This is a genomic window from Streptomyces sp. NPDC008079, assembly GCF_042957385.1.
Lineage (GTDB): Bacteria > Actinomycetota > Actinomycetes > Streptomycetales > Streptomycetaceae > Actinacidiphila.
Genome location: NZ_JBIBIC010000001.1, coordinates 120,212 through 146,606, shown reverse-complemented (window position 1 = coordinate 146,606; position 26,395 = coordinate 120,212). Strand labels below are relative to the sequence as shown.

The window sequence follows — 26,395 nt, the reverse complement described above, 5'->3', positions numbered from 1 at the left end:
TCAGAAACCGCCGTTGGCGCCCTGGGCGGCCTGCGCGATGACGGCGGCCACGACGGCGGGCCGGGACACGTACACGGCGTGGCTGCCGGGCGTCTCGGAGACGGTGGCCTTGGCCCGCTCGGACATGGCGCGCTGCGCGGGCGGCGGGATCATCCGGTCGTCGGTCGCGACCAGGTACCACGACGGCTTCGTCCGCCACGCGGGCTCGGAGACCGTACCGGCCAGGGCCTCCACGCCCCACGGGACCTGCGCGTCGGCCATGAAGGCGGCCACGTTCGCGGGCACGTCGGCCGCGAAGGACGCCGCGAACTTCTCCCGGTCGAGGAAGAGGAACCCGTCCTGCGGCGGCAGGATCGGCGGCACCGGCGCACCGGGCGGCGGGTCGGCGATCAGCGTGTTGACGGACTCACCCGCGTCCGGCGCGAAGGCCGTGATGTACGCGAGCGCGGCCACGTTGGGGTGGTTGCCCGCCTCGGTGATGACGGCGCCGCCGTACGAGTGCCCCACGAGCACCGCGGGACCGTCCAGACCGTCCAGCACCCGCCGCGTGACCGCCACGTCGTCGGCGAGCGACAGCGTCGGATTCTGCACGACCGCCACCCGGTAGCCGTCGGCCGTCAGATGGTCGTACACCCCCTGCCAGCCCGCCCCGTCCACGAATCCGCCGTGCACCAGCACGACATTCCCGATCGCCGTCATGACCTCTCCTGACCTGGTGGTCCGCGGCCCCGACGGCCGCCGCCCCACCGCCGAGTCAAGTCCTCGGCACCGGCCGGGACCACGCAGAACAGCACGCAGAAGTACGGCGGCGCGGGGGGCGGCCGAGGGGCCCTGATGCAGCCGGGGTGAATTTCATACGGTCATCTCCTTGCGGGCTGCCCAGCGCTGGATGACAACCTGCTGAACCGTTCCCGATCCCGGCCCGCGGGCCTGGTTTCGCGCCGAGCGACCGCCCTACGTTGAAGTGCTCCGGAGCGCGCGGGAGAGCGCGGACGGAAGCCCTGACCACGGACCCGAACTGGCGGAATCAGCACATGAGGCATGCGGGCGGCGGCTCCGGCGACGACTGGCCGGGGGGCCGCGGCGGCCCGGCGGCCGGCGGGGTGCTGCGGACCGAGGAACGCCCCGCCGCCGAGGCGCTGCCCGCGCCGGGACCCCTGGCCGTACCGGCCCCGCCCGCGCGCCGCCCCCGGCTGTACGTGATCGACGCGCTGCGGCTGTGCGCCGCGCTGATGGTCGCGCTCCACCACTACGTGGGCACCAACCGCGTGAACCAGCCGCACAATCCGGTCTGGGACCGCCCGGCCTCCCACGTTTTCCCGGCCGTCTTCCGCGTGTCGTCCTACGGCTGGATCGGCGTCGAGATCTTCTTCGTCATCAGCGGATTCGTGATCTGCATGTCGTGCTGGGGGCGCGGACCGCGGGACTTCTTCGTCTCCCGGGTGATCCGGCTCTACCCCGCGTACTGGTTCGGCGTGCTGTTCACCGCCGCCGTGCTCACGCTGTGGCCCGCGGTCTTCAAGGCGCCCGCCTCCGCGCGCGACACGCTCTTCAACCTCTCGATGCTGCAACAGGGTTCGCGCATCGCCGACGTCGACGGCGTCTACTGGACCCTCTGGTCGGAGCTGCGCTTCTACCTGATCTTCCTGCTCGTCGTGGCCACCGGTCTGACCTACCGCAAGGTCGTCGTCTTCTGCTGCGTGTGGGGCGTCGCCGCCGCCCTCGCCCCCGTCGCCGGGACGCCCGCGCTGACGCTGCTCGCCAACCCGGACGCCGCCTGGTACTTCATCGCGGGCCTCGCCCTGTACCTGATGCACCGCTTCGGCCAGGACCTGCTGCTGTGGGGCATCCTCGGGATGTCCTGGCTGATGGCCCAGAGCGAGATCGCCCAGCGCGTCGACACCGTCGAGCACGTCTCGAGTTGGCGCGGCGCGCTCCTGCTCTACACCGTCTTCCTGCTCTTCATGGTCGGCGTCGCCGTCGGTCTCACCGACCGCCTCCAGTGGAGGTGGCTCGCCACCGCGGGCTCCCTGACCTACCCCTTCTACCTGGTCCACTACGCCGCGGGCACCACCGCCATCCACTACCTGCGCGACCGCGCCGACCCGCGCCTGCTGGTCGCCGCGCTCATCGGCGCGATGCTGCTGCTGAGCTACCTCGTGCACCGGCTGGTGGAACGCCCGCTGTCCGCGCTCCTCAAGCGCGGTCTCACCCGCTCCTTCGCCCGCCTCGGACCGCCGCCGGTCCGCCGGACCCCGTAGCCGTACCGGGCCGCCGAGGAATAGGGCGGGCGGCCCGAGCGCTTGCCGGTGCATGACGCTGGTGGATGGGTCGGCCGCGCCCCTCGGCGGTGTGCGCGGTGTGCCGACGTGGGACATGGTGGCCGTGACGGTCCGCCGACTGGGCCCGGGAGAGCGGCTGGACGGCGGCGACGGCGCGATCTGGGCGCTGGTCCTGGACGGCGACGCGCGGCTGGAGACGGCGGCGGGCGCCGAGGCGCTGTGTGCCGGGGACGCCTTCCACGTGGACGCCAGGACCACGTACCGGCTCGTCGCGCCGACCCGCGCGGAGGTGGCCGTCGGCACTCTGCGGGCGGTGCCGCCGATGCCGAGTCCGCTGGTGGCGCGGGACTTCGCGGGGCGCAACCGCGGCATCGTGGAGCTGGTGCGGATGTGCCCGCTGGACCCGAGGCACGGGCATCCGCTCTTCGCCGCGAGCTACGGCGGGCTGATCCAGGCCGCCATGGTGCAGGCCGTCGAGGAGAGCGCGCGGCAGCGCTCGGACCCGCGCCTGACCGCGCTGGTGTCGGCGCTCGACGCGCATCCCGGGCGGGCCTGGACGGTGGACAGCATGGCGCGCTTCGCGCACCTGTCCCGCTCGTCCCTGAGCGAGCGCTTCCGCCGCGAGCTGGGCCGCAGCCCCGCGCAGGTGCTCCGCGAGGTACGCATGCGGCACGCCCGCGAACTCCTCGCCGGTACGGACAAGCCGGTCGAACGGATCGCCCTCACCGTGGGCTACGGCTCCGCCGCCGCCTTCAGCCGCGCCTTCTCCGCCGACCACGGCCGACCGCCCCAGTCCTGGCGCTCCCACCCGGGGTCCGCGCGGCCCCCCGAAGCCGATGCCGCCTGCGGCGGCGGCTCCGTGGAGTAGCCGGGGTCGCGTACCGGCCGTTCAGGCCCGGGGCCTGGCGAGGAGGCCGAAGCCGGTACGGCCTGCGGCGGCGGCTCCGTGGAGTAGCGGGGGGCCGCGTACCGGCCGTTCAGGCCCGGGGTCTGGCGAGGAGGCCGAAGCCGATGCTGCCCGCGAGTGCGGCGGCGGCTCCGACCAGGAGGGCGCCGCGTACGCCGCCGTTGTCGACCACGGCGCCGCCGATCGCGGAGCCGGCCGTGATGGCCACCTGGAAGGCGGTCACCTGCAAGGAGAGGGCGGATTCGACGCGCTTCGGCTCGGCGCGGGTGACCCACAACTGGGTGGCGACCGGGACCATGTTGAAGCCGAAGCCCCAGACGACGATCGCCACGACCGCGACGGGGAGCCCGGAGGTCGTGCCCAGCACGAGCAGGCTCGCGCCGAGCAGGAGGGGCGCGACGACGACGGCGAGCCCGAGGCGGCGGGAGAGCGCTCCGGCGGCGAGGTTGCCCGCGAGGCCGCCCACACCCCAGCCGAGCAGCAGCCAGACCGTCGTACCCGAGGTGACCCGTTCGATCGCGAGCCGGATGTACGGGTAGGCGGCGAAGTTGCCGAAGGCCAGCAGCACGATGCAGCCCACCCCGGCCATCAGCCGCCGGTTGGCCAGCGCCTGCCGGAGCATGCCGAGCCCCGCCCCCGGCTGGGCGGGCACCGGCGGCAGCGTCGCCACCACGGCGGCCAGCGCCAGCAGGCTCAGGCCCGCGGCGGCCCAGAACACCGGCCGCCAGCCCACCGCGTCGCCGAGGACCGAGGAGAGCGGTACGCCGACGATGGTGGCCGCGCTCACGCCCAGCGCCAGGCTGGTGGACACGACGTGGTCGCGCCCCGGCGCTGCGCTCGTCCCCGCCCCGAGCGCGAACGACCAGAAGCCCGCGATGGCCACGCCCAGCAGCAGGCGGCCCGCGAGCAGCAGCGGGAAGTTCGGCGTCACCGCCACCACCGCGTTGGACAGCACGGCGGCGGCGAGCAGGCCGATCAGTACGGTCCTGCGGTCGGTGCGCGGCAGCAGCACGGCGATGGTGGGCGCGGTGAGCGCGCCCGCGATCGCCGTGGCCGCGACGGCCAGCCCCGCCGTGCCCTCGCTGACGCCGACGTCCGACGCCATGGCGGGCAGCACGCTCGCGGGCAGGAATTCGCTGCCCACCAGGGCCCCGATCCCCAGCGTGAGCGCCGCGACCGGGGCCCAGGAGGCCGCGCCGGGTCCGCCGCCCGCGGCGGCCTCCACGGACGGGTCGTCCGTGCCGCGGACCGCCGCCGGCTCGGTACTGGTCGCATAGCTCTCTGAGGTCATGCGCCCAGTCTCACGGGCGCGGCCCGCCGCGGCTTGACCGTTCGGCCGCACTCCTTGATGGCGCGGCCGGACCCCCGTGGCCGGAACCCGCGGCCGGACCCCGTGGCTGGACCCCCGTGGCGCGGCCCGCTCAGCAGCAGGCCGCCGGGCCCTCCTGCGCCACTGCCGCCGGTGCCCCGGCGCCGAGCTGGACGAGTCGCGGCGTCGGGGCGCAACAGCCGCCGCCCTGACCGGCGTTGGCGTCGGCTTCGGCACCGGCCTCGTCGTAGAGGCCCGCGCCGCCGCAGACTCCGGTGTCGGGGAGGGTGAGTTCGACGCGGTCGGCGGCTTCGAGGTCTCCGGCGACGGCGGCGGCCACCGAGCGGACCTGCTCGTAACCGGTCATGGCGAGGAAGGTGGGCGCGCGGCCGTAGGACTTCATTCCGACGAGGTAGACGCCGCTCTCGGGGTGGGCCAGTTCGCGGTGTCCGTGGGGGTAGATCGTGCCGCAGGAGTGCTGGTTGGGGTCGATGAGCGGGGCGAGCGCGACCGGTGCCTGGAGGCGTTCGTCCAGGCCGAGGCGGAGTTCGGACAGGAACGACAGGTCGGGGCGCAGGCCGGTGAGCACGACGACCTCGTCCACCGGGTCCAGGCGGCGGCCGTCGTCGCCGACCAGGACGACGCGGCCGTCGGCGGCGGGCTCGACGGCGTCGGTGCGGAAGCCGGTGACGGCGTCCGCGTGCCCGTCGTCCACGGCGGCCTTCGCGGCGAGGCCGAGGGCGCCGCGCGCGGGGAGCTGGTCGGCGGTCCCGCCGCCGAAGGTCGAGCCGGACAGGCCGCGGCGCAGCACCCATACCGCGTGCGTGCCCGTACCGCCGTCGGCCTCGGCCAGGTCGGCCAGTGCGGCGAGCGCGGTGAAGGCGGAGGCGCCGGAGCCGATGACGGCGGTGCGTTTCCCCGCGTAACGGGCCCGTACGGAAGGGTCGTTGAGGTCCGGTACGCGGTAGGCGACACGGTCGGCCGCCGCGCGCTCGCCGAGGGCCGGGAGCCCGTTGGCGCCCGCGGGGGAGGGCAGGGTCCAGGTGCCGGAGGCGTCGATGACGGCGGAGGCGAGGACGCGCTCCTCACGTCCGTCGGCGAGGACGTAGTCGACGGTGAAGGGCTGCCGCTCGCGGTCGGCGTCCACGATCCGGTCCCGGCCGACGCGGGACACGCCGGTCACCGTGGCGCCGTAGCGGACGGCGTCGCCGAGGACGTCGGCGAGCGGCTGGAGGTAGCGCTCGGCCCAGTCGCCGCCGGTCGGGTACGCCGCCGGGTCGGGCCTGGTCCAGCCGGTGGGGGCGAGCAGCTCCTCGGCGGCGGGGTCGGTCAGCTCGGCCCAGGTGGAGAAGAGCCGTACGTGCGCCCAGCCGCGTACGGCGTGGGCGGCGCGGGGCCCGGCCTCCAGTACCAGGACGGCCTGACCGCGCGCGGTCAGGTGGGCGGCGGCGGCGAGGCCGGTCGGACCGGCTCCGATCACGACGGCGGGCGGGGCGGTGGTGGACGCGCTCACGGTGCTTCCCCTCTGAGGTTTCTGGCTCCCGGAGTCCCGGAGTCCCGGAGTCCCGGAGTCCCGGAGTTCCGGAGTTCCGGAGTTCCGGAGTCCCGGACGCTCGGGAGTCTCGGACGCCCGGACTCTCTGATTCGACATCTGTCGATGTCCTGTGCCGCCAGCGTGGCACCTGAATCGATAACCGTCAAATTAGATGTCCGTCGAATCCGTCGCTCCCGACGTCCGGGCCGCCGCCCTGATTCGACATGTGTCAACATAGACGCATGTCGAAAACCGAGCCGCTCCCCGCGCCTGCGGCGGACACCGCGCCCTGCTGCCCGCCGCTGAGCGAGCGCGCCCTGACGGCCGAGGAGGCCGAGCGGACCGCGGCGATGTTCAAGGCGCTCGGCGACCCCGTACGGCTGCGGCTCTTCTCGCTCATCGCCTCGCACGACGGCGGCGAGGCGTGCGTGTGCGACATCTCCGACGTCGGCGTCTCCCAGCCCACGGTCTCCCACCACCTCAAGAAGCTCCGCGAGGCCGGACTGCTCACCTCCGAGCGGCGCGGGACCTGGGTCTACTACAAGGTCGCGCCGTCCGTCGTGGCGGGCATGGGCAGTCTCCTCGGCCCGCCCGGTGCCGCGCGCCGGTAAGGGCTACGGCCGAGGCCCGCGCCGGGCCGCAGCGGCGGTCAGACGACGATGGAGGTCATGGCGGCCCACAGCAGGGGCGAGTGCTCGACGCGGCCGGTGGCGCGCCAGCGGGTGAGCCGTTCGCGCTGCCAGCCGGTGAAGTGGCGTACGGGGTCCGGGTCTTCGTGGGCGGCGTCCACGGCGAGGACCGCGTCGGTCAGGGGGCGTACGGACTCGGGCAGGCCGCCGAGGCGGTGGAAGGCGAAGCTGGTCGGGAGCGGCCAGCGCGCGGCGGTGACCAGCTCCGCGCCGTTGTGGAGCATCGCGGTCGCCAGCCCGAACGACTCGGCGAAGCGCAGGTCGCCGCCGCTCTCGCAGCCGATGAGGGCGACGCGCGGCGGCGCGGGCCAGATGCGGGCGCCCGGCTCGCCGTCCGCGCGCAGGGGGAGCGTGCCGAGCAGCAGGTCCTTGGCGGACAGCGGCCGGTGGGTGCGGACCGGCTCGGCGAGGCCGTCGGTGCCGGGCCCGCAGCACAGATGCAGGGTGCCGTCCTCGCTCTGGCCGCCCTCGACCGGCGCGCCGCTCACGTGCCCGACGTACATCAGCCGCCGTGGCCGCTTCCGCAGCGCCCCGCTCAGCCAGTCCCGGTCGAGGTCGGTACGGCGGAACGCCTCGGCGGGCGCGGCCACGGACGGTACGACCGCGCCCGCGTCGAGGCGGCGCCGGACGAGGGACAGCAACTCCGGGTCGGAGCCGGGCGGTCCGAGGACCGAGCCGAGCGGGGAGTCGGCCCGGAAGCCGGGCACGCGGGGGTCGAGGACGAGGACGACGGCGCCGGTTTCGCCGTGGGGCACGGCGACGGGGGCGTCGGCGTCCCGAGCGTCGTCGTCCCGAGCGTCGGCGCCCGCGTCGGCGCCCGCGCCGGTGACCCGCGTCCGCCGCAACGACGCCGGTGCGGTCGTCACGACGTCCGCCAGCTCGATGAGCCGTACGTCGCCGGTGTCGTCGACGGCCAGCAGTTCCCAGGGGACCTGCGCCACCCTCGGCGACGGCTGGATACGGATCAGCGGACGGCCCGCCCGCGCCGCGACCTGCCGGATCTGCTCCGTCAGCCCCTCGGGCCACAGCGCCCGGGCCAGCTCCCGCGCGAGCCGGTGCTCGGCCTCGCGGTCGGTCAGCGCGCCCGTGGCGAAGGCGCGCCGCATTCCCTCCGCCCCGTCGCCCGCCCCCGGCAGCGCGGCGGCCAACGCGCCCACCGCGCGGTCGACTTCGTCGGCGGGCCCGTGGCCCGTGCCGAAACCGCGCACTCCGCCGGCCCACGTCCAGGCCATGAACAGGTCGTCGGCGTCGGCCAGCCGGATCTGGACCACCGGGCGGGCCGTGAGGCCGTCGGTGACCCAGAACGGCACCTCCTCCTCGTCCACGATCCGCCGCTGATAGCGGAACTCGGCCGCGGCGACGTACTCCTGGAGCGCGACGCGGCCGGACTCCGCCGACATCCGCACCTTCGGCGGCGGCGCGACGCGCAGTCCCGCGGAGGCGGCGGCGTCCGCCGCCACACCGCCGAGCGTGGGCGCGGAGCCGTCGCGCCCGCCGGGCCCGTAGACCTTCACGGCCGCGCCGGGGAAGACGGCGGGCCCGGCGGCCCCGGTGCGCGTGGCCGACGCCGTCGTACGGTCCAGGGCCAGGGAGGCGCCCGCGCAGCGGTGCTCCACCAGCTCGAACAGGAGCCCCTGGTCCTGGCGTCGTACGGCGAGCCGGAAGGCCAACGCCATGGCGTCGTCGGCGAGTTGGAGCCATTGGCTGCGGGCGTGGGCGGTGGCGAAGTCGTAGCGCGCGGCCTCCAGGGCGAGTGCGGCGGGAAGCGCGAGGGAGAGCGCGGTGCCGACGGACTCCGGCTCGCGGGCGCCGTGGTCCGTGACGTTCAGATTGTGCTCCAGGGTCTTCGCGAGCAGGAGATCGACCTGCGCGCACCGCTCGTACACCTCCCGCGCCTGGTACGCGTCGCGGGCCTGCTGGGCCAGCCGCTTCATCTCGGTGATGTCGCCCCGGTCGTACGCCTGTTGGGCGCCCAGCAGCATGGTGTCGGCGGCGGCGATGACGGCGCCGAGGCGTTCGAAGCGGGCCAGGCTCGACTCCAGCAGGTCTGCGGCGCGGGTGGCGTCGCCCCGCAGACCGGCGAGGTACCCGCGGGCCTGTTCGCAGACCGCCAGGTCACCGAAGCGCTCCTGTTGGGCGAAGACCGCCGCCGCCTCGGCGAACAGCCGCTCCGCGAGGTCCGGTTCGCCCCGGTGCATCGCGGTGTACGCGCGGTGGACGACCAGCGTCCGCTGCTCCCCGACGTCCCCCAGCGCGCGGAAACCGTCCTCCGCGCGGGTGAAGTAGTCCTCGGCCAGGTCGTACCGCCCGGTCGAGGAGCAGATCAGACCGAGGGCGGTCAGGAGGCGGGGCACGGTTTCCAGTACGGGACGTGCGGCGGCCTGCGCTCCGGGTTCCGTCGCGGCCTCCGCTCCGACCTCCGCCCCGGGTTCCGTCGCGGCCTCCTTAGCGGTCTCCGCCACGGTCTCCGGCATCGTGGACAGCAGGGCCGAGGCGTGCTCCTCGGCTCTTCCCCACTCGCCGCGCTCCATCAGCAAGTGGACCCGGTTCAGGCCGAGTTCGGACGCGCGCAGCCCCTCGACGTCCTCGAATTCGGGCAGCCGGAGCGCCGCTTCGTCCAGAGACGCCAGCGCCTCGTCCAGGCGCCCGGACCTGCGCAGCAGGTCGGCCCCGCAGAGCAGCGTCTTCAGCAGCACCTCCAGCCACAGTTGACGGCCGCGCGGTCCCATCGGCTCGGACGCGATGCCGTCCAGGAGGCGGCGGGACCGTTCGACGGCGTCCTGCGCACCGGTCAGGTCGGTGGCGGTGAGCCGGACGCTCGCGAGGTCGGAGAGCAGATGCGCCCGGAGGAACCGCACGTCGGGCGAGTCCTCGACGGACTCGGCCAGCGCGAGCAGTTGCTCGTACACGCCGGACGCGGCCCCGTGATCCGCGGCCAGTTGGTGCTCCTGCGCCAGCGCGAAGCCGGAGTCGAACGGCTCCCCGTAGAGCTGTATCACCTCCGCGTCCGGCCCGGCGCTCCCCTCGTCACCTGTCGTCATGCGTCAGTAGTCCTCACCCGTGGTGGTGGCGGCGACGATCTCGGCGAGGAAGGGGGCCGAGGGCGTGACGCGGGCCGACGCGTCGTACGGCGCCGTGCCCTCGGCCGGTCGGGCCGCCGCGCTCACGAGGCGGTCCCGGACCAGCGCGCGGACCGCCTCACGGTCGGCGTGGCCTTCCGGGCCCGGACCGGGGTCGAAGCCCGGCAGCAGTACGGCGACCTCGAAGCGCGGCGTCAACTCCCCTGTGGACAGGCCCGGTTCCAGATCCGCGCGGCCGGTCCACACGTCGTCCCGCCGGGTGAGGGGCGCGCGGACCGGGAGCCCGCCGTTGACCCGTACCTCCGCGACGAGGGGCGCACCGCCGACGGGCGCCGCGATGTGCGCGACGACCTCGACCTCGATCCGGCGCCGCCCGCCGAGCGCGCGCGCCGTCCAGGACACCGCCGACTCGGCGGCGTCCACGAACCCGGGCGGGTAGCGGCGCCAGTCGTTGGTCCCGGTGCCCCGGGCGATCACCCGGCCGCCGACGGCGAGGGGTTCGCCCGCCGCGAGGGTGTAGCCGAGGCGGGAGGCGAAGAGCGCGCCGGGGGTGAGGGGCGCGGGTGCCGTACGGTCCGCGTCCAGGTCCGCAACCTGGTCCTGGTCCTGGTCCGCAACCTGGTCCTGGTCCGCGTCCAGCTCTGCGCGGAGGCGGCGCAGCTCCGGTCCGTCGAGACCGGCGCCGTCGGCCGCGCCGTCGATCAGCCGCAGCACGCTCTCCAGGTGACGCGCGGTGTGCCCGGACCGCGGCTCCGCGCGCCACCACCGCACGAGCGGGTCGAGAGCGGCCTGATGGTCCTCGATCAGTTCCGCCACGCAGTCGTCCGGCTGGTCCCCGCGGTCGTCGAACAGCTCCTGGCACCGGTGGGTGAGCGCGGCCAACTCCAGCCCGAGGACGTCCGGTTCGAGCGCCGGAATCCCGTCCGCGTACGACGCCGGCCACCACCGGGAGGCCCAGTGCCCGAAGGCGAGGCGGGCGGCGGCGTCCGCCAGAGCGGTTCCGTCGCCGGTCACCCGCGCTGGTGCCGGGCCCGCGACCGTGTCCCCGGCCGCCTCGCCTGTCGTCTCCCCGGCCCCCTCTCCGCCCGCGCAGGACCGCACGGCAGCGGCGGCGCGCTCGCCGTACACCGCCCAGAGCCACTGCTGCGCGCGCTCCACGTCGTCCACCTCGGCCACCGGCAGGACCGGGTCCCCGAGGACGGGCCAGAGCAGGACCGCGCCCGCGACGTCGAGGACGGCTTCGGTGAAGCCGGGGCCGGGGCTGGGGCTGGGGTCCGGGCCGAGCGGGTCGCCGCCGTTACCGGCAGGGGAGCCGTCGGGAGGGCTGGGGGAAGGGCCGGGACCGGCGGTGATCCGTACCGCCCCGTCCTCGCCCCGCGTGACGTAGAGGTCCGCGCCTGCCGCCATCACGCGCTCCTCGGCTCGGCCGCTTCCGCGGCGGCGCCCGCCGACAGGCTCCGCAGCGCCGACCTCACCCTCGCGCGGTGGTCCATCATCACCGAGCGCGCGACCCCGTCGAGCACCGCCCAGGCCGCTCCGGCGTCCGCCAGCGGCGCCCCGTGGACGTCCCGGCCGTGCAGCCGTACCCACAGCCGCCGCATGTACGCGGCCCACGGCGCGCGGAGGTCGTGCGCGAGGGCGTCCAGGACCCCGCCGTCCGGGTCGGGCCGAGGGGAGACCGTCATCCTGCGGGCGCGCAGGACCGAAGCCTCGCGCCGCCAGCGGCTGTTGACGGCCCGGTGCGCGGCCGTCCGCCCCAGCGCGGATTCGCCGCTGCCCAGCGGGTCGAGGCCGACGGCGAGCCGCCCGCCCAGGACCACGGCGACCCGCAGGCTCTCGTCGTACAGACCGAGCGGGGCGCAACCGCGGCCGACCTCCCGGTCCACGAGGTCCGGCACAGCGGGTAGTTCGTCGCGCCGGGCCGACGACTGGAGGACGACGAAGAGCCGTTCGAAGAGCGTACGGTCCAGCGGCGCGGGAAGCGTGGCCGTCGAAGCGCCCCGTCCCACCTCGGGACACGGCGGCGACTGCCGTGCGGTGAGCCCGAGATGAGGCGGCAGATCGGCCCGGCCCCACACCCCGTCGCCCGCGTCCGCCGCCCACAGCGCCCGGCCGAAGGACGCGCCGTGGCCCGCCTCGACCATGGCCGCGTACGGCGCCGAATTCCGCGACCGGTCAGGGGCGTTGCTGCTGCCGTTGCCGATGCCGCCGGACTCCAGCACCTCGGCCGCCGCGACGGCCGCCGTGAACGCGTCGGCGGCGGGGGCCGGTTGACCGCTTTTCCAGCGGGCGGCCAACTCCCTTTCGAGGCGGGCGCGTCGGACGCCGTCCGCCAGGTGCTCCTTCAGCGCCTCCACCGTGCGTCCGCCGGCCGTGTCGGCCACGTCCTCCACGACGTCCCTGGCCACCGCGTCCGCACCGGCCGCGGGCGGCCCGTGTTCCGTGGCCAGTTCGAAGCAGCGCTGGAAGTACAGGTCCTGGGGGTTGCCGGCCACGACGCCCAGCGCCCTGCGGGTCCTCTTGAGCAGCGTGAACCACCGCGCCGTCGCCTCCAGCCGCCCGCCGGACTCCCGGATCAGCGCCTCCAGCCGCGCGGCCTGCTCCGGCAGGAGGAAGTCCGCCGCGAATTCGGGGTGCAGCGCCGGCCGGACGATCAGCGGCAGCACGATCAGCTTGACCGTCCTGGTCAACGGCGCCCCGCCGGGGCCGCTCAGCGATTCCAGCCCGGGCCCGAGGGCACGCCACGCCCGGTCGATGACCATGGCGCGCGCTCGGGCCGGGGCGCCGGTCGGCTGGCTGGCAGGCGGCATGTGAGGAGCGTACGTCGTACGGAATCGGGCTGGCGAACCTGGGATCGGTAGGTGTTCCCGGCCGCCTAGCGTCCCTGTCGTCAGCCCGTCGACCCCCGTCTCCGTACCGCACCGGGTGCGCGTCGGGCGTGCACAGGCCGTGCACAGGGCGTGCGCCGGGCGGCACGGGACCGGGCATCACCAGAAGGAGCAGCCGTCATGGGAATCTTCAGGAAGCGCCGCCAGAGCCGCGAGGAGCGGGCGGCCGAGATCGCCGGCAAGGTGGCCAGCGGCAAGGGCTTCTACGGCCGTACCACCCGCGCGTTCCTCGGCGAGGAGGACTTCAGCCGGGTCCAGCAGTCCATCGGGGCGTACAACTCCGGCCTCGACGTACAGCAGTTGCTCGCGGCCGGGGCGCCGACCACCCCCGCCGTGGTCGTGTCGATCACCGACACCGGCAGGCTCGTCAACTTCGACCCGGTGGTCGACCTGGTCCTCCAGCCGAACGGGACCGCCGACCGGATCGCGCTCCAGACCATCGTCTCCAAGCTGCGGATTCCGCGCGCCGGGGACCAGGTGCTGCTGGTGGCGGACCCCGCCCGGCCCGGCGGCTACCTGTACGCCGGGGACGGGGTCACGCCGTGAGGGCCGCTCGTACTCCGGCGCCGTGCCCCGTCCCGGTCCCGACGCCGACGCGCCCGCCGACGTCCGCGTCCGCGCCAGCATCCGCGTCCGTGTTCGTGTCCGCGTAGGAAACTCTCCGGGGAGGGGCACATGCGGAGCTACGCCGGTGCGTTCATCGGCAATCTCCTCTTCACCGCGGTCTGCTGCATCGCGGGCCCGTTCTTCCTGCTGATGGGGCTCCAGATATGGCACGGCGGGACCGACCGGGGCGCCGCGCTGGTCTGCCTCGGCGTCGGCCTGGCCGGCACGGTCACGATTCCCGTCGCGGCCTACACGTCCACGCGGCAGGGGTTCCCCCGGATCACGCGCCGGGACCGGGCGAAGGACGCGAGTGTCCGCTACGACGACGACACTCTCGTGATGCTGTCGCCGGAGTCCCCCAAAGGCCCGGCGCGGGCGTGGCTGGCGCGGGCCGACGTCCTGGAGGCGTCATTGGTGCGCTACAGCCCCGACGGCGAGGCCACCTTCACGAAGCACTTCGGCAACTACACGCCCGACGAGTTCACGCCGCTGATCCGGCTGGGGCTGCGGGTGCACGGCGTCGAGGGCGCCGACCCGTTCGAGGTCACGCGGGAGTGGCGGGTGCCGTCCATGTGCCTGTCCGCCGTGACGGCCGGGCGCCTGGTCGTCCTCGTCCACCCGGCCCCTTCCACCGGACCTGCCGCCGGACCTCCCGGCTCCTCGGACGCCGTCCCCGGCACAGCCTCGGACGCCGCCCCGGCCACCCCCGGCGAGATCACCCCCCAGTGGCCGCGCAGCCTGCTGCTCGCGGGGACGAGGACCAGCCGGATGCTCGACCTCGACGGCCACCGCACCGACGTCACCCGGCGCCCCGGCCGCCTGCTGGAGCAGATGCGGATCTCACGGGCGGCCGGAGGAGTCGTGATGACCGGCGACACCATCGACCTCCGGCGACTGGACCCGCACACGGCCGGTCGCTACACCGCCCTGGCCGAGCGAATCCGCGCCCACCCCGAGGACCGCGCACCGGTCACGGAACCGGGGGAGGAGTCCCGCTGGATCGTGGACGAACTGCCCGGCCCCACGGGCGAGTTCGGCTCCTCGGGCCGCCGCTGGTCCCGCCGTGGCGGCCACCTGATCCGCGCCCGCTTCGTCGAACTGCGCGGCACGACCACCTTCCAGGACCACGGCCCGGTCCTCGACACCGTCGTCCGCGTCCAGCCGGAGGACGGCACGCCCCCGTTCGACGCCGCCCGCCGCCTGACCCTCCCGATGAACTACCTCGCCGTCCTCCACCGCACCCGGGACGTCGTCCTGTGCGTCGCCCCGCGCGGCACGTCCTACGTCGTCGACTGGCCCCGCACCAACCTCCTCGCGGGCGTCACCCCCGCCAAGGTCATCACCCCCGACTCGGCCGAACTCCCCCTCACCGGCCGCCCCGACCTCATCTGGCCCCTGATGACCCTCCTCGCCGCCCACGGCCTGTCCGCCCCCGCCCCCACCCTCGACCTCCGCCGCCGCCGTATGGCCCCCATCGCGCCGTTCGCCCTGCGGATACTGGACTCGGCACCTCCCCGCTGACCCCGGAAGCCGAGACCCGCCGAGTGTCCGGCCCGCGTCGGCGGCCGAGGTCGAGAAGGCGGGCGAAGTCGGCGCGGGCCTCCCACCGCGCCGCCTCCGCCGAGGCAACCGCCCCTGCCGGAAACAGCCGTTAGAGGCGGCGGCCCAGCAAGTGGGCGTCGAGGAAGCCCCGTTCGGAGACCGGGTCGTGGACCAGCCGGGCGAGGTTGAACAGCCCCGCCCCGGCGAGGAGTTCGGCGAAGCGGTCCACCGGCCAGCTGTAGGCGGGCGAGACCTTGTGGTCGAAGCGGACCGGCTCCGGCCCTTCGGTGGCGAAGAAGGAGGCCATGAGCAGGCCGCCCGGGGCCAGGACGCGTACCTGTTCCGCGAGGAGCGCGGGCACTTCCTCCGGCGGGGTGTGGATCATCGAGTAGTGCGCCAGCACGCCGCCCAGTGCCCCGTCCTCGACCGGCAGCGCCTCCATCCGCGCCTCGTCGAACCGCAGCGCCGGATGAGCGCGCCGGGCGTGGCCGACCATGCCGGGTGAGAGGTCGAGCCCGAAGGCGTCCAGCCCCAGGTCGTGCAGCATGGCCGTCATGTGCCCCGGCCCGCAGCCGAGGTCGGCCGTCCGCACGTTCCCCGTCCCGCGCACCAACTCGGCGAAGGTGCCGAGCATGCCCCGCGCGAACGGCTGCGTCTCCAGCCGGTCGGCGAACAACGACGCGTACAGCTCGACGACCCCGTCGTAGGCCGCCCTGGTCCCGTCCTGGTGTTCCGCCACGCGAAGGAAGCTAACACCTCCGCCACCGCCGCCGCCCCCGGGTGACAGGCCCCGCCCGGCGCTCACGGACGGCCCCGCCCGGCGCTCACGGACGGCCCCGCCCGGGGCTCAGGGGCGGCCCCGCCCCACCCCGTCCACCTGGACTTTTACGGGCCTGGGGCCGTTCGACTGGGCCGCTCACCACAACGGCCGAACCTGGCCCCGTCGGTCACGGTTCGTGTCCGCCGCCGGCCCGATCCTGGCGGCGGACCGCATCTGCCCAGGCCGTGGGCAGGGGGCCATCTCGCCGACCCATCTCCCGAAGGGGAACGATGAAGCGCATTCTCACGCTCACTCACGCCGCCTGGACCGCCGCAGCAGTGGCGGGCTCCATGGCGGTGTTCGCCCTCCCGTCCGCGTCGGCGGCGGCGTCGCCCGCCCCGTATCCCAGCGGTTCCGAGGGTCCGGTGTTCGTCCAGACGGACAACACCGCCCACAACGAGGTCGTCGCCTACCACCGCGCCCCCGACGGCTCCCTCAGCCGACGCGGCACCTTCGCCACCGGCGGCAAGGGCGGTGTCCTCGACGGCTCGGTCGTCGACCACCTCGCCTCGCAGGGCTCGCTCGTCCACGACTGCGCGCACCACCTGCTCTTCGCCGTCAACGCGGGCAGCGACACCGTCACCGTCTTCTCGGTCGACGGCGAGAGGCTCCACCGCGAGCAGGTCATCACCTCCGGCGGACGTTTCCCCGTCAGCCTCACCGTCCACAACGACCGGGTCTACGTCCTCAACGCCCGCGACGGCGGCTCCGTCCAGGGCTACCGGATCGCCGGGGGCAAGAGGCTGGAGCGCGTCGGCGGGTGGAGGCGGGAGCTCCACCTCGACACCACGACGGCGCCGGAGTTCACCCACACCCCCGGCCAGGTGTCCTTCACCCCCGACGGGTCCCGACTGATCGTCACCACGAAGGCCGGCGGCAGCAGCGTCGACGTCTTCCGCGTGAGCCCGTCCGGCGCCCCGTCCGCCCGTCCCGTCGTGAACGTGGAGAACGGGGCGGTCCCCTTCGGCTTCACCTTCGACAGCCGTGGCCGCCTGGTCGTCACCGACGCGGGGACCAACGCCGTGCTGACCTTCGCGGTCCGCGAGGACGGCCACGTCGTCCGGCTCGACAAGGTGCTCACCGGCGAGCAGGCCACCTGTTGGATCTCCCGCGCCGGGGACCGCTTCTACGCCTCCAACGCCGGCAGCAACGCGGTCTCCGGCTTCCGGCAGACCCGCCGGGCGACGCTCGAACCGCTCGGCACCACCGCGACCGGCGCGGGTTCCACGGACTCCGCCGTCACCCCCGACGAGCACTTCCTGTACGTCCAGACCGGCGGTACGGGCGGTGTCGACGCCTTCCGCGTCGAGCGGGACGGCTCGCTCCACAAGGTCGGCACCGTCATCGTCCCGGACGCCGTCGGAGGCGAGGGAATCGTCGCCCTGTAGAGCCCGGGACCGCCTGTAAGACCCGGGACCGCCCGGAGAGTCACCGCCGGGCGGCACCCGAACCGGAGCGCGCCGCGCGGAGCACTCCGCGCGCCGCGCGGCACGGGCCCGCCGAAGCGGCTTTTCGGCGGGCCCCACGGCGTTCTCGGCGGTGACGACCGCCCGCCGCCGCCCGGGGGGGGTCTTGACAAGGCCCGCCACCTGGCACGTACGTTCATTCCGCACCGTCAACCCGCATCACGCGGCCGGAGCGTTCTCCCGGCCGCGTCGCTGTGCCCGGCTTTCACGGCCGGGCCGATCGGAGTCGTCGTGAAGGGATCGCGCGCCGTATCGGTCGGGGCCGCCCTTCTGCGGCCCGGCCGGACGAAGCGTCGGCACGTCGATCTGTGCCGGATCCACACCACGCTCTGTCGCTGACGATCCGCCGTCCACGACGGCTTTCTCCCCCTCTTCTCCGGGTACCGCCGCGCGTTGTCGCGCGCCTCCGCACCTCGCGGCAGCACGTCCGCACCCCGCGGCAGCACGTCCGCGCACAGGGGCGGGCACCCGCGCCGTCCGTCGGCTCGCGCCGGAGAAGACCCCGATCCTCAGCCACATGACGCACCGGTGCCGTCGCCGCCGGTGAGAAGGGACGACCTGTGAGCGCGCAGCCTCCGAGGACGCTGAAGACCGTGACCGGGGCCGGCGGTGTGTCGGAGACGTACGACCTGGCCGTCGACCCGGAGCGGTCCACCCTGGACACCGCCGTGCGGGTCGCGGCGCTCGCCGAGGCGGCGCGGATCGACGCGCTGTTCACCGCCGACCTGCTGAGCTTCGGTGCGCAGGGCGCGATCGGCTCGCAGGAGCCGCTGGTGTTCGTGTCGGCCCTGAGCCAGGCCACGTCGCGGATCGGCCTGATCGCGACCGTGTCGAGCACCTTCCACCACCCGTACAACCTGGCGCGCCTGTTCGGCACGCTCGACCACGTCAGCAACGGCCGGGCCGCGTGGAATCTGGTGACCTCCTCACTCGGCGAGGAGAACTTCGGACCCGGCGCGCTGCCCAGCCCCGAGGAGCGTTACGCGCGCGCCGCGGAGACGCTCGAGGTCGTCAACGCGCTGTGGGACAGCTGGAAACCGGGCGCGCTGACGCGCGGGCCGGACGGCGCGGCGGTGCTGGACCCCGCCAAGGTCCGGCCCGTCGACCACCGCGGCCCGTACTTCTCGGTGGCCGGTCCGCTGAACATCCCGCCGCTGCCGCAGCGCCGCCCGGTGCAGTTCCAGGCCGGGCAGTCCGAAGCGGGCCGGGCACTGGGCGCGCGGTACGCCGAGGTGGTGTTCACCTCGCTGCCCACGCTGGACGTCGCGCTGGACTTCACCCGCCGCATCCGCGCCCAGGCGGCGGAGTTCGGCCGCCCCGGCGGACTGCCGCTGATCTTCAGCTCCTTCCACGCCACCTACGGCGCGACGGAGGAGGAAGCGCGCCGACTGGTGCGCGAGCGGCGCGAGTCGATCGACTTCGAGCGCGGCCGGGCGCAGGTGGCCGACATGCTCGGCGGCGGCGTCGACCTCTCGGAACTGCCCCTGGACGCGAAGCTGCCGGACAGCCTGCTGCCGGACGTCACGTCGGTGAACCGGCGGCGCGGCCGGGTCGACATCTTCGTCGGATACGCCCGACAGGGCTACACGCTGCGGGAGTTGATCGTCGCCGCGCAGGACACCGGCCACTGGGCCGCCGCGGGCACGCCGGAGCAACTGGCCGACGCGGTCGAGGAGCGCTTCCGGGCCGGAGTGCTGGACGTCATCACGCTCGGCGGCCTCGCCGACCCGCGCGAGCACGACTTCGTCGTCAACGGCCTGCTGCACGAGCTGCGCAAGCGGAAGGTCGTCGCCGAGGACTACGCCGGGAGGACGTTGCGCGAGAACTTGGGGCTCGAACTGCCCTCGTGAGACGCCCGGTTCGCCTTCCGCTCCCACCGACTGTCACCGCTTGTCACCGAATTTGACCATCTGCCACCGCCCGTCCACCCCGACGAAAGGCCCTGCCGTGCCCGTTGAATTCCTCGGTATCGCCGCCACGAACGACGGCTCCGAGACCACACCGCGCAGCGGCGCGTCCTTCGACAAGGACTACACGCTGCGACTCGCCCGCGCCCACGAGGACCACGGCTGGGACCGGGTGCTGTTCGCGTACAGCTCCGCCTCGCCGGAGCCCGGTACGGCCGCGGCGTACATCGCCGCGCGCACCGAACGCCTGGAGATCCTGCTCGCGCACCGCCCCAACGTGTCGTATCCGACCTTCGCCGCACGGGAGTTCGCGACCCTCGACGCGATCAGCGACGGCCGGCTCGCCGTGCACTTCATCACCGGGGGCAGCGACCACGAGCAGCAGCGCGAGGGCGACGTCCTGAGCAAGGACGAGCGGTACGCGCGCACCCGTGAGTACATCGAGATCGTCAAACGCGTGTGGACCGAGCACGAGGCGTTCGACCACGAGGGCGCGCACTACCGCTTCCGCGACTACGTCTCCGACGTGTTCCCGGTGCGGCAGCCGCACCCGGACGTCTCCTTCGGCGGTTCGTCGCCCGCCGCGTACGCCGCCGGTGGCGCCGTCGCCGACATCTACGCGCTGTGGGGCGAGCCGCTGGCCGAGACCGCCCAGCAGATCGAGGCGGTGAAGGCCGCCGCGCTGGCCGCGGGGCGCGGCACCCCGCCGCGTATCCAGGTCGCCTTCCGGCCGATCATCGCGCCCACCGAGGAACTGGCCTGGGAGAAGGCGCACCGCACGGTCGCCGCCATCGAGCAGCGCCGGGCGGCGGGCGCGTGGCGGCGGCGCGGCGGCGACGCCCCGCAGAACACCGGTTCGCAGCGGCTGATCGGCATCGCGGAGCAGGGCGAGCGCTACGACCGCGCGCTGTGGACCCGCACCGCGGCGGTCACCGGGGGAGCGGGCAACTCCAACGCCCTGGTCGGCACGCCGGAGACCGTCGCGCGGGCGCTGCTCGACTACATCGACCTCGGCGTCGATATCATCTCCGCGCGCGGCTACGACCTGCTGGGCGACGCCATCGACTTCGGCCGCCACGTCATTCCGCTGGTACGGGCGGAGGTCGCCCGGCGCGACGCCGAGCGGGCGGCGGGGCCGGTGCCGGCGGGGCGGTGACGGCACGGCTGTGACGGCGGGGCGGTGACGGCAGGCACCGGGCGGATCGGCGTACGGGTGCGCGGGCCGTGCCGCTGACCCCGCTCCCGGGGTGCGCGGTCCGTGCCGCCGACCCCGCTCCCGCCACCTCCCGGCGCCCACCACTCAAGGAGATCGCATGGCCAGATACGAGTCGGTGCTCGACGCCATCGGCGGGACACCGTTGATCCGCCTCACCCGCGCCGCCGAAGGACTGCGCCCGCGCGTGTACGTCAAACCGGAGTGGCACAACCCCGGCGGCAGCGTGAAGGACCGGGCCGCGCTGTCGATGCTCCGCAGGGCGGAGGCGGACGGCTCGTTGCGTCCGGGAGGCACCGTGGTGGAGGTGACCAGCGGCAACACCGGCATCGGCCTGGCGCTGGCCGCCGCCCACCTCGGCTACCGGACGGTGGTCTTCACCGGCTCCGCGACCTCGCGCGAGAAGCGGGACCAACTCGCCGCCTACGGAGCCGAGGTGCGGCTGGTCGACGCCTTCGTCCCGCGCGACCACCCGGACAGCATGCGCTCGCAGGGCACGCGGTTCGCCGCCGGGACGCCGGGCGCCTGGTTCGTCGACCAGTACGACAACCCGGCCAATCCGGCCGCCCATTACGCCACCACCGGCCCCGAGATCTGGACGGACACCGAGGGCGCGGTCACCCACTTCGTCGCCACCGTCGGCACCGGCGGCACGATCTCCGGGACCGGCCGTTACCTCAGGGAGGTGAGCGGAGGCCGGGTCCGGGTGATCGGCGCGGACCCCGTCACCTCGATGTACGCGGGCGGCGACGGCAGCCAGAAGTACATCGAGGGCGCGGGCCACTTCCTGCACCCCGAGGCCACGGCCGACGTCTGGCCGCTCGCCCTCGACTCCGCCGTGATCGACCGCTACCTCGCCGTCGGGGACCAGGACGCGATCGACGCCGTGCGGCGGCTGGCCCGTACCGAGGGCATCCTCGCGGGCGGCTCGTCGGGCGTCGCGCTCGCGGCGGCCCTGCGGGTGGCCGAACACCTCACCGAGGACGACACCGTGGTGGCCCTGCTGCCGGACTCGGGCCGGGCCTACCTGTCGACGTACTTCAACGACGACTGGCTCACCGCCAACGGCTTCCGAGGCGCGGCCCCGGCCGACGGCCCGACCGTCGGCGACCACGCCACCCCGGCGCCGGTGGTGGAGCGGGACGAGGACCCGGCCGACGCCGTACGGCGGCTCACCGCGGACGGCCTCGGCGACGACGACGTGGTGCTGGTCGCGTACCGCCGCGACCGTCGCCTGCTGGCCCCCCACCCCACCGACCTCCTCGGCTGGACCACCCCCGCCCGCCTCCGCACCGCCCCGACCGTCGCCGAATCCGCCCAACCCCTCGCCCCCCGCCTCGGCGCCGCCCTCCCCCTCACCGCCCCCGCCGTCACCGCCTGGCCCCCCTCCGCCGCCCCCATCGCCCCCGTCCTCACCCAAGGCCGCGCCACCCACACCGTCCCCCGGCACTCTCTGCGCACCCCATCCGAACCCGCCCCGTCATTTGATCTGAGCGGATGAGTGAGGAGTCGCCACCACAGGTGTTCTCCAACCGCTGGGCCGACGCGGCCGGTCCGAGCGGGCCCGGTCCGTCCCGCGACCGATGCGGGTGCATCGAGCGGACCGGTACGGGACCGCGGCGGCCCGCCCCCAGTTGCCGCCGTCGCGGTAATTGCTCGGACCGGAGCCGCCTACTTCACGCGGACGTAGGTCTCCGGGCCGTTGGAGTCGATGTGGCGGCTGTCGGAGGTGAACCACACGACGACCCAGGTGCCGCTGCGAGTCGACTTGCCGCGCAGGTGGTAGGCGCCTTTGGAGTCGGTCTTCACGCGGGTGACGTAGTGCCAGGTCTTGCTGCCCGCGGGCCGGAATTCCAGGTACGCGTAACTGCGGGAGATTCCGGACCACTTGCCGGAGGTGCTCCGCTGCTGGAGGTGGCCGCCGAAGGTGACGTAGGTGTTCTTGCGCACCGTGGTGCGGCTGGGCTTGCCGCCGGTGACGCGGGTCGGGGTGCGGTAGATCTTGACGGCCGCGCTGTAGGAGGGCGAGAAGTCCGGGGTGCCGGGGAAGTACGCCCGCCAGTAGCCGTTCGCCTGGCCGCCGTAGGTCGCGTAGGTCATGAACTCGTCGCCGGGGAGGCCCTGGCGGCCGATCCGGGTGGTGCCGACGGTGTGCCAGGACTTGCCGTTGGACGAGTACTGGATCGTCATGGAGTGCGTGTTGTTCGCGAACTCCGATCCGTACAGGTCGAGATGGCCGTCGATCACCGCCTCGCCGTACTCGTCCTCGCTGACGCGGAACGGGGTGACGCGGCTGGGCGTCGGGATGTGCACGTGGACCGGCGTCGTGCTGTTGTCGGTGGGCAGGAGGAAGGGGTCGTAGTTCCAGTAGTTGCAGAAGTAGTACGAGCCCGCGGTGCCGGTCGTGACGGTGAAGGTGCCGTCGGCCCTGGTCCTGGCCGTGGCGTCGAAGTACGCCGGTCCCTGGGTGTAGATCTTCTGGCCCGGCGTGCCCACCCACGCGGACCCGGCCTTCCGCTCGTACACGCCCGTGATCGTGGTCCGGCCGCCCCGGGGGACGTTGACGTCGGTCTTGCTCAGGACGCGGATCCGGGTGGTCTCCGCCTTCGCCCGCACGGTGAGCGGGGTCTGGTCGCTGCCGTCGAGGAAGTACGGGTAGCCCGCGGTGGCGGTGCCGTCGGCGCCCGCCGTCCGGTAGGTGACGTCGCCCTTCACCGTGACCGGCGCGCTGACCCGCCCGTCCGCCCGCGCGGTGGCGACGGCGACCGTATCCACCCCGCCCCCGAGGTCCGGGTTGGTCAGGTCGACCGACACACCGGCCGGGTCGAGCGCCGCGCCCGTGCTGGGGTCGGTGACGGTGACCGGGGCCGAGACGGCGTACGAGCGGTGCTCGTAGTCCACCGAGCCGCGGTCGGCCGAGAGCTTCCCGACGGACACTTGCGCCGCGTACGTGAACTGGCCCGCGTCCGGGAAGTGTTCGACCTCTCCCCGGCTGTCCGTGATGTCCACGGAGATGTCGTAGACGCCCATCGCGGGAAGGGCGATGCGCTGCGCCGCCGTCCGGTCGTTGTAGAGGTACGGACTGGTCACGAAGGCCGATGTCGTACCGGCGTCCGGCGCGTCCGCGGGCGCACCGTGCGGACGGTAGTGCGCGGTGATGCCCGCGACCGCCGAGGTGTCGCTGTACACGGACACCGAGAGTTTCCAGTGGTCGGACCAGGAGTTGCCGACTCTGTACACCTGGAAGCGGTGCGGGGGCGGGGTGGTCTCGGCCGGGTCGGGCGTCCCGCTCCCTGACGGCTCCGGACTCGCGGTGTCCGTGGGCGTGGGTGTGGGCGCGTCCGTGGGCGGGTCCGTAGGCCCAGGCGGGTCCGTGGGCGTGTCGCCGACGGTGCCGGTGGGCGTGCCGGTGCCTGTGCCGGTGGGCGTGCCGGTCGCGGTGGCGGTCGGCGTGTCCGTCGGACCGGGGCTCGCCGCGCCGGACGGGCTCGCGGTGGCACCCGGCACCGCGTCGTACGGCGCCGCCGTCCCGGAGTCGGCGGCGGTCGCCGGAAGCGCGAGCGCGGCCGTCAGCAGTGCGCCGGCCGTCACGGCAGGCAGAAGAGCGCGAAGTCTCACTCGGTGTATCCCCCCAAGGAAAACGAGTACCCCTGCCGCCCGCGCCATCCCGGCGCCGATAGCGGACATGTACGGGTCAGCCAATCCTAGAGCCGGCCCCCGGCACCGCCGCGCACTGGGTCCGGGGCACGCCGATGACGGCGGGCGCGACGCATCTGCACATCAGCGCCGCGTACCCGGTGTACGGACAGATCATGGTGCAGGCGCAGTTGGTGGACGGTGCGACCGGCAAGGACATCGCGGGCTCCTCCACCAACCGCTCGACGAGCGACCTGATCGTGAATCAGCCGTATTTCAAGCCCAGTTGGACCGATGGGGGCGTCACCTCGTACAGCGCGAGCCCGCAGATCGCCACCGGGGCGCCGCACGCCGTGACCGAGCGGCTGAACATCCGGATCGTCTGGTTGAGCCCGGCGTCCGCGCACACGACGAGCACCCAAGTGGTCTTTACGGCAGCCCAGATCGCCGCAGCCGGATACCCGCCCGAGCAGCTCGAGAACGCCGTTGCGGTCCGGTCCAGCGCCGACGGACAGAACTACGCGGTCAAGCCCTGGACGCCGGGTGCCGACGGGTCGTTGAGCATCGACCTTCCGCCGGTCGACTGGCGCGCCGACGTCACCCAGTCGCAGTACCTGAGCTTCAAGGTGGCCTGGGGCCTGCCCGCGGGCAGGCTCGTCGGCACGATCGAGGTCCGCGACCCGCAAGGGTGGCAGTACGTCGGCGCCACGCAGACCCTGCGCCCCACTGCCGACGTGCGGCCCGCGGAACTCGTCCCCAGCGTCTTCGGGCGGGACGCCAAAGGCGATCTGTGGCTCATCCCCGGTGCCAGGGGGCCGGTTCGTCCGCGTACTACGACGCCCGCAGTCTGGTCGGCGGCGGCTGGGGCGGCAACACCGCGCTGACCTCATCGCCCGTGACGCAGCAGGGGAGTTGTGGCTCTACGCCGGTACGGGCAACGCCGCCGACCCGTACGCGCGGCGCGTCCCGGTCGGCCCCGGCTGGAACGCCTACACCCGCCTCCTCGGCACCGGCGACCTCCGCCTCGACGGCCACGACGACCTCATCGCCACCGGCCCCACCGGCCTCTTGGTACTACGAAGGCACCGGCAACCCCGCCGCCCCCTTCAAGCCCCGCCTCAAGATCAGCGACGGGTGGCAGGCGCACAACACCCTCCTCTGACCGGCCCTTTAACCGCTGCGCGGGGTACGGACGGGGCGATGGCGACGTCGGCGGGGAGTTCCGCGCCGAGCGTCTGGCCAGGGTGCCGATCCGGTCGGCCCGCCGGGGGTTCGGGTTCTACCGGCCTCGGGCCTGTTCCATGTTGGCCCGGTGAGGACGGGAGAGCCAGTCCGCGTGCGGGCCCAGGCGCGCGTCGACCGGGTCGTCTCCTCGCCGGAGCGCGTCGATGTAGGCACGCTCGGCGGCGAAGCGGGCCGCCACCTCGCGGCCTTCGGCAACGGAGCCGTGGCCGGGGACCACGACGTCGGCCTGCCCGGCAGCCTCGGCCAGCCGGTCGAGAGCGCTTTCGTAGGCTCCCACCTGATCGTCCTGGCGAGCGTCGAAGAGCGGGATCAGGACGTCGGAGAGCATGTCGCCGACGAGCAGGACGCCGCGGTCCGCCAGCAGGACCGAGGCGTGGCCGACAGCGTGCGCCTGGTGCTCGATGACCTGGCCCGGCACCGCTCCGCCGTCGGCGGGCAGCGGGGTGACGAGCGCGACGAGGTCGAGGGGTACGCCGGACGCGCTCTCCGCCGCCATCGCCTGCGCCCGCTCCCGGGCCTGACCGGCAACGGCGGCGGCGGCGGTGGTCGCGTAGCGCGGCACATCACCGAACCGGGAGTGCCACAGCAGATGGTCCCAGTGCGGATGGGTGCAGAACCCGGCCACCACCGGAATGCCGAGCCCGTCCACATCATCGGCGAGCTGGTCCAACTCGGAACCGTCGATGCCGGGATCGATCAGGACCAGCCCGTCCTCGCCGCGCACCACGATCGAATTGGACCAGACCCAGTCGCTCTGCCGCACCCAGACACCGTCGGCCACCTGCTTCAGCTTGCCCATCTCTGCTCCCATCGCTTGCCTGCACCACTGAGACTGCTGCCCGCGGCCGAACTCATCGCTCCCATCGCCGCCCGCCGCGACGGATTCAGCGCGAATGGCCCCAGCTCCTCGACCTGGCGCTTATCAAGGGAGCGGACTGCTCCTCGTCCTGGCCGACCGCCGCGCCGGTCATGCGCCGTACGGCGAAGCTCGGGATCGGCGAGGACGGCACGGTCGTCAGCAGGACGGACTTCGTCTGGGGCGGTACGTACGCGACTGGCCGAGCAGATCGTCTCCACCGGCTACGGCCACGGCTCCGGCTCCGGCTACGGCACGGTCGCCGTCACGACCTGGGACGCCCTGCCCGGCAGTCATCGACCGGTCGGCCATGCCGAGCGTGTTCAGGGACTCGACGGCGCGGCGCGGCTGCGCGGCGCCGGTGAGCCCTGGCCGCTGGAAATGCGTCGCGCTCACGCACGCCGGGTCACCGATC

General features: G+C 74.1%; 20 protein-coding genes. 10 read left to right on the top strand and 10 right to left on the bottom strand.

The annotated features are described in order from the left end of the window. A complete protein-coding gene (locus ACFZAM_RS00570; protein WP_355340061.1) occupies positions 1-699 on the bottom strand; it encodes an alpha/beta hydrolase in 699 nt (232 codons plus the stop codon). 335 nt (positions 700-1,034) lie between these two features. Here ACFZAM_RS00570 and ACFZAM_RS00565 point away from each other — a divergent pair, with 335 nt between their 5' ends. Continuing rightward, on the top strand, positions 1,035-2,261 hold the full coding sequence (locus ACFZAM_RS00565) for an acyltransferase family protein (protein ID WP_391041655.1): 1,227 nt from the start codon (positions 1,035-1,037) through the stop codon (positions 2,259-2,261). Between the two features lie 52 nt (positions 2,262-2,313). After that, positions 2,314-3,150, top strand: a complete 837-nt coding sequence (locus ACFZAM_RS00560; RefSeq protein ID WP_391041653.1) for a helix-turn-helix domain-containing protein — start codon at positions 2,314-2,316, stop codon at positions 3,148-3,150. A gap of 109 nt (positions 3,151-3,259) precedes the next feature. On the opposite strand, the gene ACFZAM_RS00555 is transcribed toward ACFZAM_RS00560, so the two are convergent. After that, a complete protein-coding gene (locus ACFZAM_RS00555) occupies positions 3,260-4,480 on the bottom strand; it encodes an MFS transporter (RefSeq protein WP_391041651.1) in 1,221 nt (406 codons plus the stop codon). A gap of 130 nt (positions 4,481-4,610) precedes the next feature. Beyond that, positions 4,611-6,011, bottom strand: coding sequence for an FAD-dependent oxidoreductase (locus ACFZAM_RS00550; protein ID WP_391041649.1), 1,401 nt, complete (start codon positions 6,009-6,011; stop codon positions 4,611-4,613). A 263-nt stretch (positions 6,012-6,274) separates the two neighbouring features. Between ACFZAM_RS00550 and ACFZAM_RS00545 the strand changes: the two genes are divergently transcribed. Further along, positions 6,275-6,643 (top strand): metalloregulator ArsR/SmtB family transcription factor, encoded by a 369-nt coding sequence (locus ACFZAM_RS00545; protein WP_391041647.1) that lies wholly within the window; start codon positions 6,275-6,277, stop codon positions 6,641-6,643. A 38-nt stretch (positions 6,644-6,681) separates the two neighbouring features. Here ACFZAM_RS00545 and ACFZAM_RS00540 read toward each other — a convergent pair whose 3' ends face one another. The 3 genes from ACFZAM_RS00540 to ACFZAM_RS00530 are packed head-to-tail and all read right to left on the bottom strand — an operon-like array spanning position 6,682 to position 12,611. Next, positions 6,682-9,762, bottom strand: coding sequence for a hypothetical protein (locus tag ACFZAM_RS00540; RefSeq protein WP_391041645.1), 3,081 nt, complete (start codon positions 9,760-9,762; stop codon positions 6,682-6,684). 3 nt (positions 9,763-9,765) lie between these two features. Next, on the bottom strand, positions 9,766-11,208 hold the full coding sequence (locus tag ACFZAM_RS00535) for a hypothetical protein (RefSeq protein ID WP_391041643.1): 1,443 nt from the start codon (positions 11,206-11,208) through the stop codon (positions 9,766-9,768). Beyond that, positions 11,208-12,611, bottom strand: coding sequence for a hypothetical protein (locus ACFZAM_RS00530; protein ID WP_391041641.1), 1,404 nt, complete (start codon positions 12,609-12,611; stop codon positions 11,208-11,210). Before ACFZAM_RS00530 ends, ACFZAM_RS00535 begins: the two co-directional genes overlap by 1 nt. Before the next feature lie 198 nt (positions 12,612-12,809). Between ACFZAM_RS00530 and ACFZAM_RS00525 the strand changes: the two genes are divergently transcribed. Both ACFZAM_RS00525 and ACFZAM_RS00520 read left to right on the top strand, forming a co-directional pair. Further along, a complete protein-coding gene (locus ACFZAM_RS00525) occupies positions 12,810-13,235 on the top strand; it encodes a hypothetical protein (protein WP_355340088.1) in 426 nt (141 codons plus the stop codon). Between the two features lie 129 nt (positions 13,236-13,364). Beyond that, the gene (locus tag ACFZAM_RS00520; protein ID WP_391041639.1) at positions 13,365-14,816 is read left to right on the top strand and encodes a hypothetical protein; all 1,452 of its coding nucleotides are present in this window, start codon (positions 13,365-13,367) and stop codon (positions 14,814-14,816) included. A 130-nt stretch (positions 14,817-14,946) separates the two neighbouring features. On the opposite strand, the gene ACFZAM_RS00515 is transcribed toward ACFZAM_RS00520, so the two are convergent. Beyond that, positions 14,947-15,576, bottom strand: coding sequence for a methyltransferase domain-containing protein (locus ACFZAM_RS00515; RefSeq protein ID WP_391041637.1), 630 nt, complete (start codon positions 15,574-15,576; stop codon positions 14,947-14,949). Between the two features lie 311 nt (positions 15,577-15,887). Here ACFZAM_RS00515 and ACFZAM_RS00510 point away from each other — a divergent pair, with 311 nt between their 5' ends. From ACFZAM_RS00510 to ACFZAM_RS00495, 4 genes are all read left to right on the top strand, one after another. Further along, entirely contained in the window at positions 15,888-17,045 is a 1,158-nt protein-coding gene (locus ACFZAM_RS00510; protein WP_391041636.1) for a lactonase family protein, read from the top strand. Positions 17,046-17,716: 671 nt separating this feature from the next. Next, positions 17,717-18,973 (top strand): NtaA/DmoA family FMN-dependent monooxygenase, encoded by a 1,257-nt coding sequence (locus tag ACFZAM_RS00505; protein ID WP_391041634.1) that lies wholly within the window; start codon positions 17,717-17,719, stop codon positions 18,971-18,973. 97 nt (positions 18,974-19,070) lie between these two features. Next, complete coding sequence (locus ACFZAM_RS00500; protein ID WP_391041632.1) at positions 19,071-20,186, top strand: LLM class flavin-dependent oxidoreductase; 1,116 nt, start codon at positions 19,071-19,073, stop codon at positions 20,184-20,186. 157 nt (positions 20,187-20,343) lie between these two features. Continuing rightward, entirely contained in the window at positions 20,344-21,744 is a 1,401-nt protein-coding gene (locus tag ACFZAM_RS00495) for a pyridoxal-phosphate dependent enzyme (protein ID WP_391041630.1), read from the top strand. Between the two features lie 170 nt (positions 21,745-21,914). Here the strand turns inward: ACFZAM_RS00495 and ACFZAM_RS00490 are convergent, their stop codons facing one another. Next, positions 21,915-23,834, bottom strand: a complete 1,920-nt coding sequence (locus tag ACFZAM_RS00490) for a hypothetical protein (protein ID WP_391041628.1) — start codon at positions 23,832-23,834, stop codon at positions 21,915-21,917. A 161-nt stretch (positions 23,835-23,995) separates the two neighbouring features. Between ACFZAM_RS00490 and ACFZAM_RS00485 the strand changes: the two genes are divergently transcribed. Then, the gene (locus ACFZAM_RS00485) at positions 23,996-24,763 is read left to right on the top strand and encodes a hypothetical protein (RefSeq protein WP_391041626.1); all 768 of its coding nucleotides are present in this window, start codon (positions 23,996-23,998) and stop codon (positions 24,761-24,763) included. 395 nt (positions 24,764-25,158) lie between these two features. Here the strand turns inward: ACFZAM_RS00485 and ACFZAM_RS00480 are convergent, their stop codons facing one another. Together ACFZAM_RS00480 and ACFZAM_RS00475 are read right to left on the bottom strand one after the other, a co-directional pair. Further along, positions 25,159-25,923 (bottom strand): MBL fold metallo-hydrolase, encoded by a 765-nt coding sequence (locus tag ACFZAM_RS00480; RefSeq protein WP_391041624.1) that lies wholly within the window; start codon positions 25,921-25,923, stop codon positions 25,159-25,161. 216 nt (positions 25,924-26,139) lie between these two features. After that, positions 26,140-26,376, bottom strand: coding sequence for a hypothetical protein (locus ACFZAM_RS00475; RefSeq protein WP_391041622.1), 237 nt, complete (start codon positions 26,374-26,376; stop codon positions 26,140-26,142). Between the last annotated feature and the right edge of the window lie 19 nt (positions 26,377-26,395).